The following is a 19114-nucleotide window of genomic DNA, read 5'->3' on the forward strand; positions in this document are numbered from 1 at the left end:
TGTTACCAGTTTTTCCAGCGTCCCTCTGGATCAACACTTGCAAGTCTAACCCATCCATTTTGAACTTTTTCTCGAAATGTGAAATCATTATTTAACAAACGTTCTATATATTCAATAGGTGCTTGAATGACAATTAGTAAACGAAGTGGTGAATGATACGTCTCACTATCTGACTGCATAACCGATTGCCAAGGTAAGCCTGGCAACAGGTCACTTGCATTCCCTTGCATAACACCGAGACCTGCCGTTACAGTTTGGGTTGTTTTGTTTCCACTACCATAATAATGAGGTGCTACAGTTGAAGCGTAATATTGTAAATTTATCCACTGAGCTACTGTTCCTGGTCCTGCAATAATGTTAGCTAATATATCGCCACTTTCATCCTGTTTCCAATCATAATTATGGAGGAACGCCCTACCTTCTAAGTCACAATCTTGAGTTAATTCTCGTTGCCCGATAATAAAAGATGCATTACGAGCTAATCCCCATTCTGGACGTATTTCACTCCAATCTTCTGCAAATCGATGTGCCTCTTTACTCGCATTTTTTATTTTCGTTTTAAAATTTGGTAATTGCGTTAAACGCTCTCTATTTGCATGTTGGCTCACATTTGGCATAATCGACTCGATACAATCAAATGCTTCTTGCGCAGCTTCCGAAAGTTCCGGGACGTAAATCCATTCCAATTCGTCCACTGTTGTTTTATGTTCAGCTGCTGCAAAAATGGTGTCCTCAGGAATTTTAATACCTTCAGCAGCCAATGCCTCTCTTACTTCTGGAAGATTACATAAAGTAGCAAAAACTCTTGCATTGAATCCCCCTGCTGCTCCGCCACAAGCACCACACTCAAGCGCTGCAGCATAAGGATTGTTCGTACTTTGACTACTATGTCCGCACATTACAACTAAAGGAGCAAATTTTTCTGTCAGTCCCACCATTTTTAAAGCTTGACGCACATAGTTCACTTTTTCTTCTTTCGTAAAACCGATAGGTATCTCGCCCTTTGTGTCATGAACATGATTAAGTGAGAATGTTGTATCAGGTTTTTGTAACATAGTTTTACGAAGGTTACGAATGAAAGCACCAACTCCTCTTGGGACAAAGCTTCTTGTCACCATTTGTAGACCAAATAAAGGACCACTTAACTCAGGTAGCGCCATACTCGTCAGTACGTTCTGTTTCATCGTTTTAAATGTATAACGTACCGAACTGCCTACCCTCTTACGTTGCTCATAAGATTTAAGTTCATTTTCATTTGTGAGCTCTTTTATTTGATGTTTCGGTTTGAGTATAACTGGCAAAGAAGGATGGTTGTTATTACTACCTAGTTCACTAGTTGCAATTGGTAATCCAAAGAAACCAGCTATTCCAAATGTTTCAAACGGACCTAATTTTTCAAGATGGCGACGAAACGGTTCTGAACGTACATCAATACAGAATGCTAATTGAGCTAATACACGCTTTTTATCATTAGTTGCACGTTGTTTAGAAGCAATCTTCTTCCTTAATTGCTCTGCATGCGTCTGTTCCCAAGCTTCCAACCAAAGTTTCCTACGAATATTTTCATCAAAACGATAAGCGAATACTAATAATTCACTTTGTTCAGCAGCAGGCATTTGTAACCATTCCCGTGTTGAAATATTCCCCCAATAGATCCAAGAAGCTATAAGCGGGACGATTGCAACTTTTTTCTCAACCTTTTGATTTTTTAAAGGTAAATAAGGCTTTGTAATAGCCAGCTCCATAGAAATTCGAACTGCTAAATATTCTATTAGGAGTTCCTGTTCCTGAATTGATTGTTGTGAGCGCCATCGTATCATTCCTGCCCACCCAGGCAAAGAAAGTAAGTGCCCTTCAAGGTAAGCTTGTATGTTAGATTCAGAAATTCCTAGTTCAGATAATGCTCTCGCTAAAGCTACTTGGGCATCTTGTGGCCAATCTTTTAAAACTTTACGCTCATTTTTACTGAGCGCTGGATCAAATTTAATAAGGTGTTGCCATGCACGATAAAAACCTTTCTCTCGATTTGGCATCGTCCAACTTGATCCGGAGTCATCAAGATATAATTTACACCATTTAATGATATGATAATTAAGAATATTAGATAGGTTTTCACCCTTTTGGTTCTCTATAAGTGAACTTACAGGTTGCAAAGAAGAGTCTTTCATACTCTCTGTATTTATATAACTCATTTCTTCTGCCAGTTTATTTACTTCTGGCAATGATAATAGACTAGAAGGTAATTCCTCTAATTTTAAAGCTACTTGGCAAAACTGCTCCACTTTCTTTCGCGGGATATGAAAAGATTGTGAATCAAGCCAACGAGACAAGCCACTTTGTAAAAATGATTCCTCAATCTCCCCTTTTGCCTTTGCCGAATGAATCATAGCAGCACTCGGATATATATCCACATTACGAATTTCTTTTAACCAATCTGCAACTTGTTCAAATGATTGTTTTTCAAGTCCCATCCAAGGGTGATGAGCTGCAAACGTAGAGATAGGCCAAAGTGGTGCAATCACTCGGCTAGCAGATGCAACTAAATCATTTATATTATTTTCTTGCATATCAATATTTGTATCTTTCTTTAATATTGACAATATGCTCATCACGAATTACCTCCCTTTGATACATAATGTTTCAGATAGCCTGGGTGACTTTCTACTGACTTTCTTCTCGCCTCACCTACTCGAACTAACCAAAGATAAAGTACAGCGAATAAAGTAGAAGATTGATTACGAGTAACGAAAGTACTAATAGCACTACTAAATAGTAAAATACATATAACAAAGATAACAGCTGGAGCTGAAGGTTGAACACTTTGATACATGTCAGTATGCAACCATTTGTAAAGAGAATTATGAACGGTAAAATAAATGAGAGAAAAACCAGCTAAAATAACTACGCCAACAATTCGTCCCATTCTTCCCTCTCCAAAAACAACAAGCTGTTTCCATGAAAAGTATAATGACCACCCTAAGATGAACGCACTAACTAATTCATACCCTTCTCCAGAAGTCGTAAACCAAAAAGCAATCGCTATAAATAATCCGAAAACACGTCCGACCATAATCCATAAATCAGATATCTTTTCATTAGACTGCTTCACTGCCCCAAAACGTTGCACGGAAGAACCAGCTTGTAAAAACAGTGTAGCTTTAAACAAACCATGTAAAATCAAATGAATAACAGCCGCTAAATAGGCTCCTAATGCGCATTGAATAAGCATAAACCCCATTTGTGCAATAGTTGATCCCACTAGCTGACGTTTATAATCAACTTGAACTAGGCTAATTCCTGTTCCGATTAAGATAGAAATACTTGAGAAAATTAGTAAAATGATTTGTGCAATATCATCATGAAAAAGAGGTGAAAATCTAGTTAACATGATACCGCCAGCATTTACTAAACCAGCATGCATAATAGCAGACACAGGAGTTGGAGCTACAGCTGACTCAATTAACCATCTTTGAAAAGGCCATTGTGCTGCTGGAATCATCACAGCTACTATAATCAATAAGTTAATTCCTGTTTTCTCCAACGTTCCAAATTGAGCTACATTTTCATTCGTTAAAACTGATGTTAATTGCCACTGTCCAGTGCCTTGAAAAAGCCAAATGATAGCTGATAGCAAGGCGATCCAGCTTATTGTAAATAAATAACTAGAAATTTTTGTTGCTTCACTAACTACTTTCCAACCTTTATTTAGCCCTATGAGTAGAACCAATCCTATAAGAGTTGCTCCCCAACAAATAATCATGAAACGAAGATCATTACTTAACCATGCGACTGAAGATACACCTGTAGTAAATGTAAAAAGTGCAAAGTATTTTCGATATGAGCGATCTCCCAGTAAGTAACGTATAGAAAAACGCTGAATGATTAAACCAATTGTAAGAACAAAGAAAGCCATGAACCAAGCTAAAGTATCTAGATGCCAAGGCCCTACAACTCTATCTTCATTGTGATTAACAAGTGCGAGTAAAGAAACCAATGAAGGCAATGCAGCGATACCAATATGGATATGAACAAAACGTAAAGGCATCCTTGCATGTAAAAACAATAATCCACTTAGCCAAGAAGCACTAAGCGCCATAAAAAATAATGTTAACAGTGTTGATGAACTCAGCGAAATTAACATGTTAAATACCCCCTTCTAAGCAAAAATAAACTATAAAAATTCCTTTTAATTAAGATGATTTTTTAAATTTCAATTTTCATTCACTCTTTTTAGTGCATCGTTTTTTCCCATAAAAAAACCGACAACTTCCATAATTCAATGATTTTATATCATCATTGAATTATGGAGATTGTCGGTTTCCCTTCAACTAACTTCAATAAAGTTTTTTGAAGAGCTCCCATTTTATAGAGGATAATAATGTATGTATTACTCCTGTTAAAAAGAAATGTATATTTCTGATCTCCTAGATTATGCAATCAATATATCAATTTATGTTATACGCTATCTTTTAATTAAGAAACTTTTTCATTTAGTCAATATTACATATTAAAAAAATGCTAAAGCCTTAATTATAGCAAACTGTTAAAATGAGCATCTATCAATTTTTTAAAACAATTATAAGATAAACCATATTAAGCAGTTTGTCAATTTCTTTATCCGTTTTTTAAGAGTTATTAGAATTAAGATTTATTATACCTAAATAACTTCAAGTTTTTAATTATTAGCCTGTTAATAAAGTGCCAAACTTGTAGGTTTCTTAATCCTTCCACTAACCTTAAGGTATTTTTAAAATTTCTCCTCAAGATTATGAAGCAATTTAAAAATCATTACTCGTTCGCCTGTACGGGAGCTTATATCCGTATGAAAGCTTTTCACTTTTTCTCCAGTTAATTCTAGTATAATCTCTTTCAGATCATCAATTCCAGATTCAACTAGCTCCGAACGATTTTTCTTTATCGTTAGCATACCGTCTTTTGTTTCGCAAACCGTATATTCAGCCGGCGTTAAAACACCTTGTAAATTTACGATAATCATATCCCGTAATATATCTGTCTTAACGGATATAGACCCGCGTCCTAGGTAGTCCTTTTCCCAGTGAGTAATTGCTTTGCTTATCTCTGATTCAATAGAGCCTTTTGAGTTTTTCATCTTTGTATCCTCCTTCAATAAAATGTAATTACAATAACAATATAATAATCTGGATTGATTTTATTTTCAATTATTGAGAAGAATTTATAGGAATCGTTGTCATGTATCCTTTAGTATTAAAGTGAATTTTTATATTGCAATATACGTTTTTTTGATTATCTCCAACATAATACTCTTACTATAAAGACTCTGTTGCATACATTTCTAAAAAGGACATTCCGGAGAAAATAAGAAAACTCTTGTAACGTAATATACAAACGAAAAAGCCGATTTCTTTATAAAATAAGAAATCAACTTTTGGCTTAGTTATTGATTTAGTAATGGAAAACACCTTTTTAAGATAATTATGTTTATACTATAGACGTTGATCTTTCTGGAAGTTTAGTTGAAAATGATCCGCTTCATTGTATACCCCGAATTCATATCCTTTTTCCTTATAAAATTTAATAATTTCAGGAAGCGCTTGTAATGTTTGTGGTTTTTCATGCATTAGAACTACTTCCACATCTTCTGTTGTTGTACGCTTTACATTCTCTATAATTTGCTGTGGATTACCTTTTAATTTCCAATCATTTGAATCTATCGTCCAATCCCAAACTTTTATTCCTGCTTCTACAATTTGGTTACGAATTTCCTCGCCCTTTAATCCTGGTGCAGATCCATATGGCGGACGAACTAGTTTAGGAGTTGTACCCGTAATATTATGGATAAGAGCTAACGTTTCTTTCATCTCCGGTACAAATTGTCCTTTTTTGTATAACTTATCACTATTATGTGTCATACTATGAGCACCAATATAATGTCCTTCTTTTACTGCTCGCTTTACGTTTTCCTGAAAAGCGGTATTCTGTAAATTGCTACCTTGCATAAAAAATGTCGAAGCAACATGTTGCTCTTTTAGTACATCTAAAAATTTCCCAGTTAATTCGCTAGGACCGTCATCGAATGTTAAATAAACAACCTTTCCTACCGGTTTTCCATCAGGTCTTTTCTGTTTTGCTGGTGGTGTCTCCTTTTTCTTTTCTTGTTGTTGCGTATTAACTTGATTACTACTTTCATTAGCTACTCCCTTCGCTGGGATAGAGTTCCATTTCCCAATTAAAAAGAATGTGAAAAAGGTCGTTGCTAAAACAACCCCTAGAGATAGTATTGCCTTAGTTCCTACATTTGTTTTTTTCTTATTTTGTGATTCTTTCATTATGTTTCGATCCTTTCCCTACTAATTTTCATATTCATTATTTATACAGCTAAGCATTAACTCCAGTTGATATTTACAATAAATAGATTAATAGAGGAAGGTGAAGATAAAATGCAGATAATGTCGAAATTAGTTAAAGAATAGCGTACTGCATCCACTCTTTAGAAAAATATTGTTTTCTCTAATACAGTTAAATTTGAAAACTGGATATACATCCAAAATAAAAAATACTACTCTTTCTAAACAAAATTTTTATATCAAGATAATAGTATGCTGTTATAAAGATAAAATACTGAGTTAGCCATACTATTGAAATTCTATTATAATTTTGTAATTGGAATTCATTTGAATCAAATAAAGAACTAGAAGAAATATTATTATGTGGAGGTGCTCCGATGAATCTTTTAATTAGAGAGTTAGAAAAAAATGATTTAGACAATTTCCCGAAGATCGATGACAGTTTTATAGTGAATGCTCGGTTAATTCTTTCTCTTTCCAAAGTAAATAGACGCATAGAATATACAGTAGAAGACGTTCCAAGTTATGAAAAAAGTTATTTACAAAATCAAGATGATAATGAAGAACTGGCTTACAATGAATATATAAATAAACCTAATCAAGTCATTTACATAGCACTGTTACATAACCAAATCATTGGATTAATGGTATTGAAAAAGAATTGGAATCACTATGCTTACATAGAAGATATAACGGTGGATAAAAAATATCGTACACTCGGAGTTGGTAAAAGATTGGTTGATCAGGCAAAGCGATGGGCAAAAGAAGGCAACATGCCCGGGATCATGCTTGAAACGCAAAATAATAATGTCGCAGCATGTAAATTTTATGAAAAATGTGGATTTGTAATTGGTGGGTTTGATTTTCTTGTTTATAAAGGTTTAGATATTGAAAATGATGAAGTTGCAATTTATTGGTATTTATATTTCAAATGAAACTGTTTTTAGCATTAAACAAAGTCAAAATAAAAACCCCAATTTCTCCATATTAAAATTGAGAAATTGGGGTTAAGTTATTTAACAAGATTTTTTATCTAAAACAGATAACTAATTAATAATCCTGCCGATAATAAGAAGCCAAAAATCGTATTTGTCATTGCTGTTGATTTCATTGCGATGCGCATATACCCAGGGTCCTTTGCTCCTTTTTGGAAACTTTGAATAGCAGAGATTGGCTTTCTCAAACCTAGGAACATAACTAATGCCCAAGGGCTTATATAACCCATTAATACAATTACGGCAATCCATAAATACGCAATGAAAAAGGCTACCGCTAGTGTTACTATGGCTTTTTCTCTCCCAAGGAGGATTACTAATGTCTTTCTTCCACCTTTAATATCTTCTTCTATATCTCGGATGTTATTTGACATATTGATTGCACCGACTAAAATCCCAATTGGAATGGAAATCAATACACTTTCAATCGTTATCGTATTTGTTTGAATAAAGAAAGCAATAAGTACAAAACATGTCCCCATTAACAATCCAGAAACTAATTCTCCAAACGGAGTGTACGCAATTGGTAATGGACCACCTGTATATAAATAGCCAACCGCCATTCCAATTAAACCAATAACCACTAACCACCAACTACTATTCATACAAATATAAATGCCAATAAAAGCTGCTACGACATATAATAAAAGCGCAACTGTTAACACATTTTTTGGCTTCAATCCATGACGGACAATTCCGCCACCGATGCCAACGGATTCAGCGGTATCTAATCCACGTTTAAAATCATAGTACTCATTAAATAAGTTAGTTGCTATTTGCAATGCTAAACATGCAACCATCATCGCAATAAATAACAGCCAATCAATTTTGGCAACATAAAGTGATGCCACTGTCCCTAAAATTACAGGAGAAAACGTCGCCGTTAATGTATGTGGGCGCGTCATCTTCCATATTAATTTAGCGGAACTAATTTCTTTTTCATTCCCCATAACTCTGTTCAATCTCCCTACATTTTAAGTATAAATTACTAGCAGTATCTTTCTATCTATTTCCTGCCACGCATCCATTCATTATATCAATAAATGATTATCCTTTCTAACAAATCTACTTTTAATAAAGTAAAAATTATAAAATGAAACTTTAATTAGTAGAAGTTTTGTCACCCCCACTGATTATTAGTACATATTCAGTGGGATTTTACGGGCAGCCCTCCCTCCCATTCGCTGAATTTTTAAGGAGGAAATCTTATCCGCCCGCAAATATTGGGATAAATAAAAGAGCCAACTCATATGAGCTAGCTCTTTCATCTCTTATTTTATAAAAATTCAATAGTTACGCTACATTGAAAAACAGATAAATCCTACTTTTGTAGCCCATTAATAATGGTATCTATATTCCATTTCATCATTTTTAAGTAAGTATCTCCATCCTCACCTGATTTACCTAGTGAGTCTGTAAAAATTGTCCCTGCAATTGGCACGTTTGTTTCTTTTGAAACAGTTTCCATACTACGTCGATCTACACTTGTTTCAACAAATAAAGCTGGCACTTTGTTTGTTTGAATTAAACTTACAACATCTCTAATTTGATCTGGCGTACCTTGATTCTCTGAGTTAATTTCCCAAATGTATCCCGTCTTAATGTCATATGCTTTTCCAAAGTATTTAAAAGCACCTTCGCTAGAGATTAAGAAACGTTTTTCTTCAGGAATTTGATGAATTCTGTTTACTGTCTCATCGTGTAACTTTTGAAGTTCTGCTACATACTCATCAGCATTTTTAGTATAGAACTCTTTATTTTTAGGATCTTCTTTAATTAATGCCTGCTTCACATTTTCAGCGTATAAAATACCATTTTTAATATTCATCCAAGCATGTGGGTCTGGTTCTTTTTCTAATCCTTTTGTTTCTAAGTAAATAGCTTCTACACCTTCACTTACTTTATAAACCGGTGCATCTTTCGCTGATTTATTTGCCGTTTTTAATAGCTTTTTAAACCACGCTCCACCTTCTTCTAGGTTTAGCCCATTGTAAAATACCATATCTGCATCTGTCATTTTCATAACATCTTTTGGTAGTGGATCATATTCATGCGGGTTAGCTCCGATTGGAACAAGACTATGAATCTCAACTTTATCTCCACCAATTTGCTTCACCATATCATATATAATGGAGTATGTAGTTACAACTTTTAATTTTCCATTACCCTCTTCTTTTCCATTTGTGTTACTCGAACACGCTGTTAATGCAAATACAAAAATACAAATTACCGATAATACAACATTTTTAAATTTCATCATTATCCTCCAATCAATTATGACAACTCTGCTCTATTTTTTCTAATTTTGATAGCTCTCCAAAACAAACCTTGTGACGGTGAGAAAAAGAATGCCAATCCGAACAAGAATGTTGCGACAAGAACAATTGTTGCACCTGAAGCAAGATTATAAGAGAAACTAAAATATAACCCTACTACAGATGAAAGCGCACCAATGCCTGCTGCTAAATAAATCATGACCCATAAACGGTTTGTTAATAAATACGCTGTAGCCGCTGGTGTAATAAGCATCGCAACGACTAGAATAATTCCAACAGTTTGAAGTGAAGCTACTGTAACCATTGTAAGGAGAATCATTAAGCCATAATGAATCCATTTATTCGGTAATCCATAGCTTTGCGCCATAGTTGGATCAAACGTGGATACGAGTAATTCTTTGTAAAACAACATTACAAGACCAATAATGACCACTCCAATAATCAGTGTCATCCACATATCAGAAGAACGAACGGATAAGACATTCCCGAATAAAATATGATACAAATCAGAACTACTCTTCATAAAGGTAATTAAAATAATCCCTACAGCGAAAACAGATGTAAACATAATTCCTATCGCCATATCATGTTTAATACGACTATTTTGACTTACAAATCCGATTCCTACTGCAGTAATAACACCTGTTAAAACCGCTCCTATAAAATAGTTCATTCCAATCATATAAGAAAGCGCTACTCCTGGAAGAACAGCATGTGAAATGGCATCACCCATTAATGCCATACCTCGTAAAATAATAAAACATCCAATGACACCACAGATAATTCCTACCATAACGGAAGTTAATAACGCCTTCTGCAGAAAACTATACTGCGTTAATGCATCTATAAATTCTACAATCTTCATGATGAATGTACCTCCGCTGCATTATTAAACAATATTCCTTGATTCACATACGCTTTTGACATAACAGTTGGTTCTAATACTTGGCGTACTTCTCCGTAATGAATTAAGCTTTTATTCATTAATAGTAATTTATCAAAATACGATTCTGCTTTACTTAAATCATGATGGACAACGACAATCGTTTTTCCTTCTTTACGTAGTTCCCTAAGAATTTTAATGATTGTCTCTTCACTTGTTACATCAATTCCGACAAACGGCTCATCTAAGAAGAATATTTCCGCCTTTTGCGCTAAAGCTCTCGCCAAAAAGACACGTTGTTGTTGTCCACCTGACAACTCACCGATTTGGCGATTTTTAAACTCTTCCATTCCGACTTTTTTTAAGCAATCAAACGCCCAATCCCGATGCTCTTTCTTCGGTCTTTTCATCATACCTAAAGATGGATACGTTCCAATTAGCACGACATCTAAAACTGTAATCGGAAAGTCCCAATCTATATCACTTCTTTGCGGTACATATGCAACACTCTTTCTAACGCTTCGAATATCCTCTCCAAGAATTTGGACATATCCCTTATCATTTGGGATTAAATCTAATACAGCTTTCATTAAAGTAGATTTCCCCGCTCCATTTGGACCAATAATTCCAACGAGCTTCCCTTTTTCAATATCGAAGGAGACATTTTGAACTACTTGATTCCCTTGATACGATACAAACAAATCTTTAACAATTATAGCCTCACCCATTTTTTATGCATTCCCCTTTCTTTTTTTCGTGTATATAATTATTTTGCGCAAAGGCAACTTTTAAGCAAAAAAATATAAAGCGAATGTAAACCCGCGCTTAAGTTTCCTTAAGGAAACTTTTTTATATGAGTCAAATTATATAAGCTATATGAAAATTTGTAAACTAAATTTTACTAATTTATAAATATATAATGAAAATAATTATCAATGTGGAACAAAATATATTATCTATTTTATGATTTTTTGAAAAAGATATTACTGTGAAAAAATAAGCAATATAGTATATAAATGAAAGAACCTACTCGTATGAGTTGGCTCTTTCTCTTTTACAATATTTGATACGCTCTGCAGCAAAAAATATAATTAAATTACTTCCAAACAACACCTCGCCTCTCATATTCCATTCTATATTCAACAGCAGCTGCAATTTTAGAACTTGCGAACTTTTCCGTAATCCAAAGAGCTAAATCAGTTCCTGAAGTAACTCCTCTTGCAGTAATAATATCGCCTTGATCTACAATTCGGTAATGAAGAAGTTCTGCCCCATATTTACTCATTTCACCCTGTGCCAAATGGTGCATCGTCGCCTTTTTACCATTCAATATACCTGAGGCTGCTAGTAGCATACCTCCTGTACAAACTCCCGCAACAATCGTTCCTTCATTATGCATCTCTCTAATCGTTTCTGTCAGTGTTCCAAGCTCTGCTTGCTTTCGTGCCCCATGTTCAGCTTTATGATTCCAGCCACCACCAGGTACAATTAACAAATCTGGGCGATTATCCATTCGTAAAAAATCATGTAGTGTAACCGTAACTCCAAACGAGGTAGTAACTTCTTGTTTTCGTTCACTTGATACGAGTTCAACTGTAAACGGAGCCCCTTCTTCTATTGCTCTTTTCAGTACTTCAAACGACGCGAAAGAGACAAGTTCTCCGAAGCCATCAAACAATACAATTTGTATTTTCATTTTCGGACACCCCATATTGTTTCTTTTTTGAATCGTAAATTAGGACAATAAATGTTATCTACAAATTAACAATGAAGATAGTCTTTCTCCTCTCACTCTATAAACTTCAAAATGTTCCTCTAGCTGCCCCGCATCTTCTAATACATTTAGCGTTTTCTTCACAAAATTCCAATTCAAACTACCAGATAACCATAATAATGAAGACAGTCTTTTATAATCGTTTGAGGTTAAAATATTATTAGCCTTATATCCTTCTAAAAATGAACTAGCAACACTTGAACATACTTCATGCGAATGTATTCCTTCTGTTCGAGAATACCACTTTACTAAAAAGGCTAACCCTTCAACGCGGTCAACATAACTAATAGATTCAAAATCCACAATTCCTTTTACCTTTTGACTTAATCCCCATAAAACATTCAAAGGATTTAAATCAGTTTGTACAATAAACTCCAAACTATTCGTATGTGCACATTCTATATGACACTTAGCGAGCTCTATATACCCCCGCAATTCCTTACATGTACCACCTTTATTTTCTAATAGCTTTATAAACTCACCATATCCATCTAAATGCGATTTCTTTTGAAAAGTCGAGCTTTGAAATGTACTAGAAATATCATGTATATTTCTTGCTTCCTTTCCAAAAATCTCTGCCATTGTTTCTGTACAATGAGTAACATGCTCCCCTTCAATCCAAGTAGACAATACAAACCGGTACTGTTCATCATTCCAAGTAACAAATGTAAATGACCCTCCCGCCTGATTCTCCTTAATCTGCATAAATGGGATTCCATGCTCTCGTAAATAATACGTAAATCGTACTTGCTCTTTCAATTGTTCATTTGATAACGGCCCAAAAGCTGGATTGATTGTTCGATCGCTATTGATAAACCGTGCGGAATACCGATCTCCATTTACGATAATTTTATAGTGTAGATCGGTATGCCAACTGTTCTTATGTAATTCTTCTTCCACTATTAGTGAATGAATTTCTTTAAAATAATTTATTACTACATTTCTTATTATACGTTTCACCCTATTCCCCTTTCATGCAAAAATTCATTCTTGTACTTCCGAATAAAAACCTTTTAAAGTGAGGATTTTTAAGATACACCTAATGTATTCAAATAAAGAATTCTATCCTACTGTGGAGTAATAATAAAGTTATGTAATTTTGTCGCCAAAATTACAATAGCCTTCTATCTATGTAGATGAAAGAAGGCTACTAAATCTTTTTAAAAATCTAGTTATTTCATAGTGAATGTATTATTGATTAAATAATACATTTGTTTAATACAAGTACTAAATAAGAAAAAATAACCGTTATAATGCAATTAACAAATTAAGGATTTTCATTTAAACTTTATAAAACTCAAATGTATTTTTTTCTATACATATTGTTTCATCAGAGGTTTTGATAATGATATCAAAACGCTGACTATACGAATGCATAAATACTTCATATTGAATCCGGCGTTCTTCATGAGACTGCCTTAAATAATTTATATCGGCTCCCCTTTCAGCTATATCCCGGCTTGATCTTCTTATTAGTTCCGTTTCGCCATCTGTATAAAAATAAATTTTCAAATCAAATAAATCAGGATTAATAAATGCGGCGCTCATTCCTTCCACAATCGTTACTTTATTTTCCGAAGAAATCAACTTGCTTTTCATATAATGCGTATCTATCGTATAAAAATCTATCCCAGCTCTAACCATATGAATATCTCTTTCTAAAGCTGCCAAATGGTGCGCAGCTGGATGACAAGCTGTCATTTTATAACGATGATTTTCATTTTGATATGTATAGTGAATCACTGCATGCTTACGGATATCCGAACTAACAATGTAAGGATCTGTATTAATATAATTTACTTCATTTTGATTTAGTAGGTTTACGAGTCTATTAGTAAACGTTGTTTTTCCAGCTGCACCATGTCCTGAAATACCGATAACAATTTGTTCATCTCTCATCTTTAACCAATTTATGATTTCTTGTAACAACTTATCCATCATTATCCCCCTTGCGCTAATATACTACCCTTTATTTCAATATCCAAAAATCCCTTTATTTAATTATACATAAAAAGGGAAAGATAGTGTGATTATTCATCATACCACCTCTAATTCTAAGCAACTTTATTATCTTTTATATGACTTTATTATTTATGAACACCTACATGATTAAATACATTTCTAACTTTATAAACCCAACAGAATATCCTCTGCTTTTCGGTAATTTATGCGAACCAATGCAGTCATAACTATGTACAATAAAAAAAGAGCCAATCATACAATAGAAGATTGACTCTTTCCTTTATTTACTCCCCTGTTTCAGAAAATCTCTTTATACGTTTTCCAATTTCATCGCGAACACGTTGAAATTCAGACCACCCTTTTCCTGCCGGGTCATCAAATCCCCAGTGAACACGATTTACGTGCGGAGGTGTCGAAGGACAAACCGAATCCGCATGACTACAAAGGGTAACAACTAAATCAGCGTTATTTAAAATATTTACATCAATTATATCTGATGTTTGATTCGTTATGTCAATATTAACTTCTTTCATCGCTTTAATAGCATTTGGATTTACTCCATGTGCTTCAATACCTGCAGAATATACATTCCACTTATCCCCTACATATTGTTTGCCCCATGCTTCTGCCATTTGGCTTCGGCATGAATTTCCTGTGCATAAGAAATAAAGTGTCTTTTTATTTTCCATGTTGTTTTCCGCCTTTGTTTTTAATTATACTGGTTGATTATTAAAATATTTACGCTTAAACCAAAAAGCGACGTTTACAAGTGCAATCATTACAGGTACTTCCACTAACGGTCCGATAACAGCTGCAAATGCTGCGCCCGAATGAATACCAAACACACCAACTGCTACAGCAATCGCTAACTCAAAGTTATTACTACCTGCTGTAAATGCTAACGTTGTCGTCACCGGATAGTTTGCACCAATTTTTCTTCCCATAAAGAAAGAAACAAAAAACATTACAATAAAATAGATTAATAACGGAATCGCTATTCTTACTACATCTAATGGTACGCTAACAATCATTTCCCCTTTTAAAGAGAACATAACGATGATTGTAAATAGTAATGCAAGTAATGTAAGTGGACTAATCTTCGGTATAAACACCTTTTCATACCACTGTCTACCTTTTAACTTAACGAGTACAAATCGCGTCAACATACCTGCTATAAAAGGAATTCCCAAATAGATAAACACGGATTTCGCTACTTCTACCATTGTAATATCGACAATAGCCCCTTCAATTCCTAACCATTCTGGAATGACTGTTACAAACACGTATGCATAAACGGAGAAGAATAGCATTTGGAATACTGAGTTAAAAGCCACTAAACCTGCTGCATACTCTTTATCCCCATCTGCAAGATCGTTCCAAACGATTACCATGGCAATACAGCGTGCTAAACCAATCATAATGAGCCCGACCATGTATTCTGGCTTATCAGGAAGAAAAATAATTGCTAAAACAAACATAAGTACAGGTCCGATAATCCAGTTTTGTACTAAAGATAAAACCAATACTTTTACGTCTTTAAATACTCGGCCCATTTCCTCGTAACGAACCTTTGCTAATGGTGGATACATCATGACAATTAAACCAGCAGCAAGCGGAATAGACGTCGTTCCAACTTGTAATGTATTCAGTCCATCTACTACACTAGGAAACACAAACCCTAAACCAATTCCAACTGCCATAGCTAGAAAAATCCATAGTGTTAAATATCGATCTAGAAAAGATAAACGTTTCATTTTATTTTCCATCTCCTATTAACAACAAGAATTTTTAGCTACCTCATTTGAAGTCATGCAACAAGATGAATCTTCTATTTTGTGAACATCACTATCAGCTTTTGTATAAAAGAACTCCCACTCATTACCATCGGGATCCGTTACCCAAAACTTATCTTGCACTGCATAACAACAAGTCGTATCCATCTCATCACGCGCAAAGAAACCTTCTTTTTCTAATCGCTCTTTATGTAATGTAATTTCTTCAGCTGTATCCACTTGGAAACCAAAGTGATTTACTTGATTTCCATTCACTTCATCTCGTACGTTTAGCGTGAAATTAAGTCCTGGCGTCTCTAATAGAAATTTTGCATAATCTGATTTCACTTTAACTGGTAATACACCAAATACCTTTTCATAAAATTCAATAGATTTCTCTAAATTCGTAACGTTTATACCGACGTGAACATATCTCATACCTTATTCCTCCTCTTTATATGTCATTAATCAATTTTTTTTGATTAATAGTACAAAATTTTAACAACAACTACCTTTTCCTGTTTTTCTAAAGATACAACACAATTCTTCTGATAATAAATTATTCACTTCCGCATCATTCAAATCATAATAACTCCACGTACCTGTTGTTTCTTTTACAATTAAACCTGCATCTAATAAAATCTTTAAATGATAGGACAACTTAGATTGCGTCATTTCAAAAACTTCGGTTAAATCACATACACACGTCTGTCCTCGCTGACAAAGTTCATACATGATTTCTAGACGTTTCTGATCCGCCAACGCTTTAAATTTTTTCTCATAGAGCTGAAAATCTTGTGCCACTGTAGTTCACTTCCCTTCATCAACTTTTTTTGATGTTTATAGTATATACGCTAGTGAGTTTATTATGCAACTTATTAATCAAGTTTTTTGATTTAGAAAAAATTTCTCCCATTATATCTTTGCTACAAGTAAAAAGGACCATCGCCTTTTCAAAAATGAAAAACTACGGTTCTTTTTACAACTTAATAGTTACAATATTTCCTAGTAATGGAGTCTCTATAACTATTTAACTTTTAATTTGATTATTATAGAGTAGTGCCCCATTACCATCAATCTAAGAAAAACAAATACCCCCAAATGAGAAAAATCGATATAACTCTTCGGCAAATAAAGATAACTCTTGTTTTTGGTGCATATTCATAAAAAGCACGTCACCCTTTCTCATTAACATAAGAGAATAGTAACGTGCTTTTAATCTCAAAAATAGTCTAAATCCTTAAGTTGATGGTTGTGGGGCGGGACCCCATGCCCATCAAGCTAATATTTTGAAGTGCCCCCAAAACGAAAATTTTATTATTTTACAGTTTTTTATGAGAATGCAACTCATTTTTTCGTGTTGGGGAACACCCAATTTCTTGACTTGATTTGAAATTAAAAATATAAACCTTTGCCCACTGGCTGAACGGTTTCTAACACAGTGTCAACCATGTCTTCATTAATTAGGGTTCTTATAATCCAAACTGAGAGATCTTGAGCAGCAAAACACCCTGCAGCAGTCGAGATATTTCCTTCGTTTACGAAACTTTGTTCAATAACGTCTACCTCAAATTCTTTTAGCTGTTCTACAACTGATGGATATGTAGTTGCTTTTTTACCAGTTAATAATTTTTTAGCTCCTAGTAATAGTGAACCAGAACACATAGAGCCTATTAATTGCCTTTGAGGATCTATATGAATACTATTAAGATATTCTTGATTTTTATATAAATTTTGTACACCCTTACCACTTCCAAATATTACAGCGTCAGCAGAAGGAATATCAGATATGCTTCCTGTCATGGGAATACGTAAGCCAGATACGGATATATGAGTTTTTTCCGTTCCTAATAGTTGGACGTTCCAATCAGAAATACCGCCAACTAAACGTACACGATTTAATAAATCCCATGGTAAAAAAACATCTATATCAGTAAAGTTATCAAAACAGACTATTCCAATTTTCATTCTCTAGCCCCCGTTATTTAAATATTGAAAACATTTTAATTATAACGATTTCAAGTGGTGGTAGCGAGTCTTAAATTTTTCAATAATCAGATATCCCGCCAATACCATCAAGCTAAAAAATTGTTTCCATAAAACGAACGCCCCAAAAACAGTAAAATTGATATTTCCGGGTAAAAATCTTATTTGGGGGCGTTATAAAATTCTTAAGTTGATGGATGTGGGGTTCTACATTTTATGCCGCACTAAAACCATCCTCAATAATCAAAATTAGGTTACATAGTTTTTTCTTTTATCATCTCAACAAATCTCTGTAAAGCTGCCGAAAAAAGTACATCTTTTCTCATAATAAAATAAGTTGGTACTTTAGAATATTGCTCAGGTAAATCAGCCATGGTTAAAGATTGCTCATGGTCTTTCAAAATTGATTTGACCATGACAGCAATGCCCATGCCAGCCTTCACACAACCAATAATCGCTTCAATTGTCCCAAATTCTAATACACGCTTTGGATAAATACCTGCTTCTTTTAACCACTTATCTACTCTATTTCGATAGTGACAACCGTTCCCAAATGCTAACATATTGACTTTATCAAGTTCTTGTAAAGTATGTAATGGTTGATAACTAATAATCGTTAGTTCTTCCTGACAAAACAAAAAAGAAGTTAAATCTGGATGATGAACATCTTCAACAATGAAAGCCCCTTCTAGTTTACGTTCAAGCACAAGTTGAGTTAGTTCAGTACTTTTATGAGTTTCTAGTACTAATTCAACCTCAGGATACTTTTCACAATAATTTTTTAGAAGAGGAGGTAAACGGACTGCTACTGTAGAGTTAGTAGATCCAATTTTCAACGTACCAAGGGGTTTAGATTGATTACTTTGTACCAATCTGATTGATTGCTCAGTTAGATCTAGAATTTTCCTAGTATATGTTAACAAAATCTCACCATTAGAATTTAAAGTAACTCCCTTTCCGTTCCGGTAAAATAAGGGAACACCTAACTCATCTTCTAGCTGTTTAATTTTCATAGTCACATTTGATTGAACATAGCTTAGTGATTTCGCTGCTTTCGATATACTTCCTTCTTCGGCTACCTTTTTAAATACAGTCAAATCTTTAATATCCATATAACTCACCTCTCGTGATATCATTTTT

Annotated in this window: 18 protein-coding genes; 1 reads left to right on the plus strand and 17 read right to left on the minus strand. The window is 34.2% G+C overall.

Annotation, left to right across the window (positions count from 1 at the left end):
• Positions 1 to 2 precede the first annotated feature (2 nt).
• The 4 genes from ACLBXA_RS07740 to ACLBXA_RS07755 form a co-directional block, all read right to left on the minus strand.
• Positions 3 to 2609 carry a DUF2309 domain-containing protein gene (locus tag ACLBXA_RS07740; RefSeq protein WP_447617160.1) on the minus strand — a complete coding sequence of 869 codons (2607 nt, stop codon included), beginning with the start codon at positions 2607 to 2609 and terminating at the stop codon, positions 3 to 5.
• Entirely contained in the window at positions 2609 to 4141 is a 1533-nt protein-coding gene (locus ACLBXA_RS07745; RefSeq protein WP_000908926.1) for an NADH dehydrogenase subunit 5, read from the minus strand. The genes ACLBXA_RS07740 and ACLBXA_RS07745 overlap by 1 nt, the downstream gene beginning before the upstream one ends.
• Positions 4142 to 4747: 606 nt before the next feature.
• Positions 4748 to 5110 (minus strand): DUF2294 domain-containing protein, encoded by a 363-nt coding sequence (locus ACLBXA_RS07750; protein WP_000798170.1) that lies wholly within the window; start codon positions 5108 to 5110, stop codon positions 4748 to 4750.
• Positions 5111 to 5465: 355 nt separating this feature from the next.
• Positions 5466 to 6308 carry a polysaccharide deacetylase family protein gene (locus tag ACLBXA_RS07755; RefSeq protein ID WP_000665156.1) on the minus strand — a complete coding sequence of 281 codons (843 nt, stop codon included), beginning with the start codon at positions 6306 to 6308 and terminating at the stop codon, positions 5466 to 5468.
• 395 nt (positions 6309 to 6703) lie between these two features.
• Here ACLBXA_RS07755 and satA point away from each other — a divergent pair, with 395 nt between their 5' ends.
• Positions 6704 to 7261 (plus strand): streptothricin N-acetyltransferase SatA, encoded by a 558-nt coding sequence (satA, locus tag ACLBXA_RS07760; RefSeq protein ID WP_001050464.1) that lies wholly within the window; start codon positions 6704 to 6706, stop codon positions 7259 to 7261.
• A gap of 98 nt (positions 7262 to 7359) precedes the next feature.
• Here satA and menA read toward each other — a convergent pair whose 3' ends face one another.
• The 13 genes from menA to ACLBXA_RS07825 form a co-directional block, all read right to left on the minus strand.
• On the minus strand, positions 7360 to 8271 hold the full coding sequence (gene menA / locus ACLBXA_RS07765) for a 1,4-dihydroxy-2-naphthoate polyprenyltransferase (RefSeq protein ID WP_000526092.1): 912 nt from the start codon (positions 8269 to 8271) through the stop codon (positions 7360 to 7362).
• Positions 8272 to 8642: 371 nt separating this feature from the next.
• Positions 8643 to 9578: a manganese ABC transporter substrate-binding protein/adhesin MntA gene (gene mntA, locus ACLBXA_RS07770; protein ID WP_000669597.1), complete on the minus strand. Its 936-nt coding sequence runs from the start codon at positions 9576 to 9578 to the stop codon at positions 8643 to 8645.
• Positions 9579 to 9595: 17 nt separating this feature from the next.
• Entirely contained in the window at positions 9596 to 10462 is an 867-nt protein-coding gene (locus tag ACLBXA_RS07775) for a metal ABC transporter permease (protein WP_000706183.1), read from the minus strand.
• Positions 10459 to 11208, minus strand: a complete 750-nt coding sequence (locus tag ACLBXA_RS07780) for a metal ABC transporter ATP-binding protein (RefSeq protein ID WP_000503231.1) — start codon at positions 11206 to 11208, stop codon at positions 10459 to 10461. Before ACLBXA_RS07780 ends, ACLBXA_RS07775 begins: the two co-directional genes overlap by 4 nt.
• Positions 11209 to 11576: 368 nt before the next feature.
• Positions 11577 to 12176 (minus strand): DJ-1/PfpI family protein, encoded by a 600-nt coding sequence (locus tag ACLBXA_RS07785; RefSeq protein ID WP_000701579.1) that lies wholly within the window; start codon positions 12174 to 12176, stop codon positions 11577 to 11579.
• A 54-nt stretch (positions 12177 to 12230) separates the two neighbouring features.
• Positions 12231 to 13214, minus strand: coding sequence for a phosphotransferase (locus tag ACLBXA_RS07790; RefSeq protein ID WP_000821335.1), 984 nt, complete (start codon positions 13212 to 13214; stop codon positions 12231 to 12233).
• Between the two features lie 321 nt (positions 13215 to 13535).
• Positions 13536 to 14192, minus strand: coding sequence for a uridine kinase family protein (locus ACLBXA_RS07795; protein ID WP_000359529.1), 657 nt, complete (start codon positions 14190 to 14192; stop codon positions 13536 to 13538).
• 308 nt (positions 14193 to 14500) lie between these two features.
• Positions 14501 to 14905 carry an arsenate reductase (thioredoxin) gene (gene arsC / locus ACLBXA_RS07800; protein WP_000428375.1) on the minus strand — a complete coding sequence of 135 codons (405 nt, stop codon included), beginning with the start codon at positions 14903 to 14905 and terminating at the stop codon, positions 14501 to 14503.
• Between the two features lie 24 nt (positions 14906 to 14929).
• A complete protein-coding gene (gene arsB / locus ACLBXA_RS07805; RefSeq protein ID WP_074789715.1) occupies positions 14930 to 15970 on the minus strand; it encodes an ACR3 family arsenite efflux transporter in 1041 nt (346 codons plus the stop codon).
• Positions 15971 to 15988: 18 nt separating this feature from the next.
• The gene (locus ACLBXA_RS07810; protein ID WP_001271002.1) at positions 15989 to 16426 is read right to left on the minus strand and encodes an ArsI/CadI family heavy metal resistance metalloenzyme; all 438 of its coding nucleotides are present in this window, start codon (positions 16424 to 16426) and stop codon (positions 15989 to 15991) included.
• 60 nt (positions 16427 to 16486) lie between these two features.
• Positions 16487 to 16792, minus strand: a complete 306-nt coding sequence (gene arsR / locus ACLBXA_RS07815) for an arsenical resistance operon transcriptional regulator ArsR (protein WP_002162753.1) — start codon at positions 16790 to 16792, stop codon at positions 16487 to 16489.
• A gap of 591 nt (positions 16793 to 17383) precedes the next feature.
• A complete protein-coding gene (locus tag ACLBXA_RS07820) occupies positions 17384 to 17956 on the minus strand; it encodes a DJ-1/PfpI family protein (protein WP_000690036.1) in 573 nt (190 codons plus the stop codon).
• 272 nt (positions 17957 to 18228) lie between these two features.
• Positions 18229 to 19086: a LysR family transcriptional regulator gene (locus ACLBXA_RS07825; RefSeq protein ID WP_000351670.1), complete on the minus strand. Its 858-nt coding sequence runs from the start codon at positions 19084 to 19086 to the stop codon at positions 18229 to 18231.
• Positions 19087 to 19114 lie beyond the last annotated feature (28 nt).

Source organism: Bacillus sp. D48C (assembly GCF_053345735.1).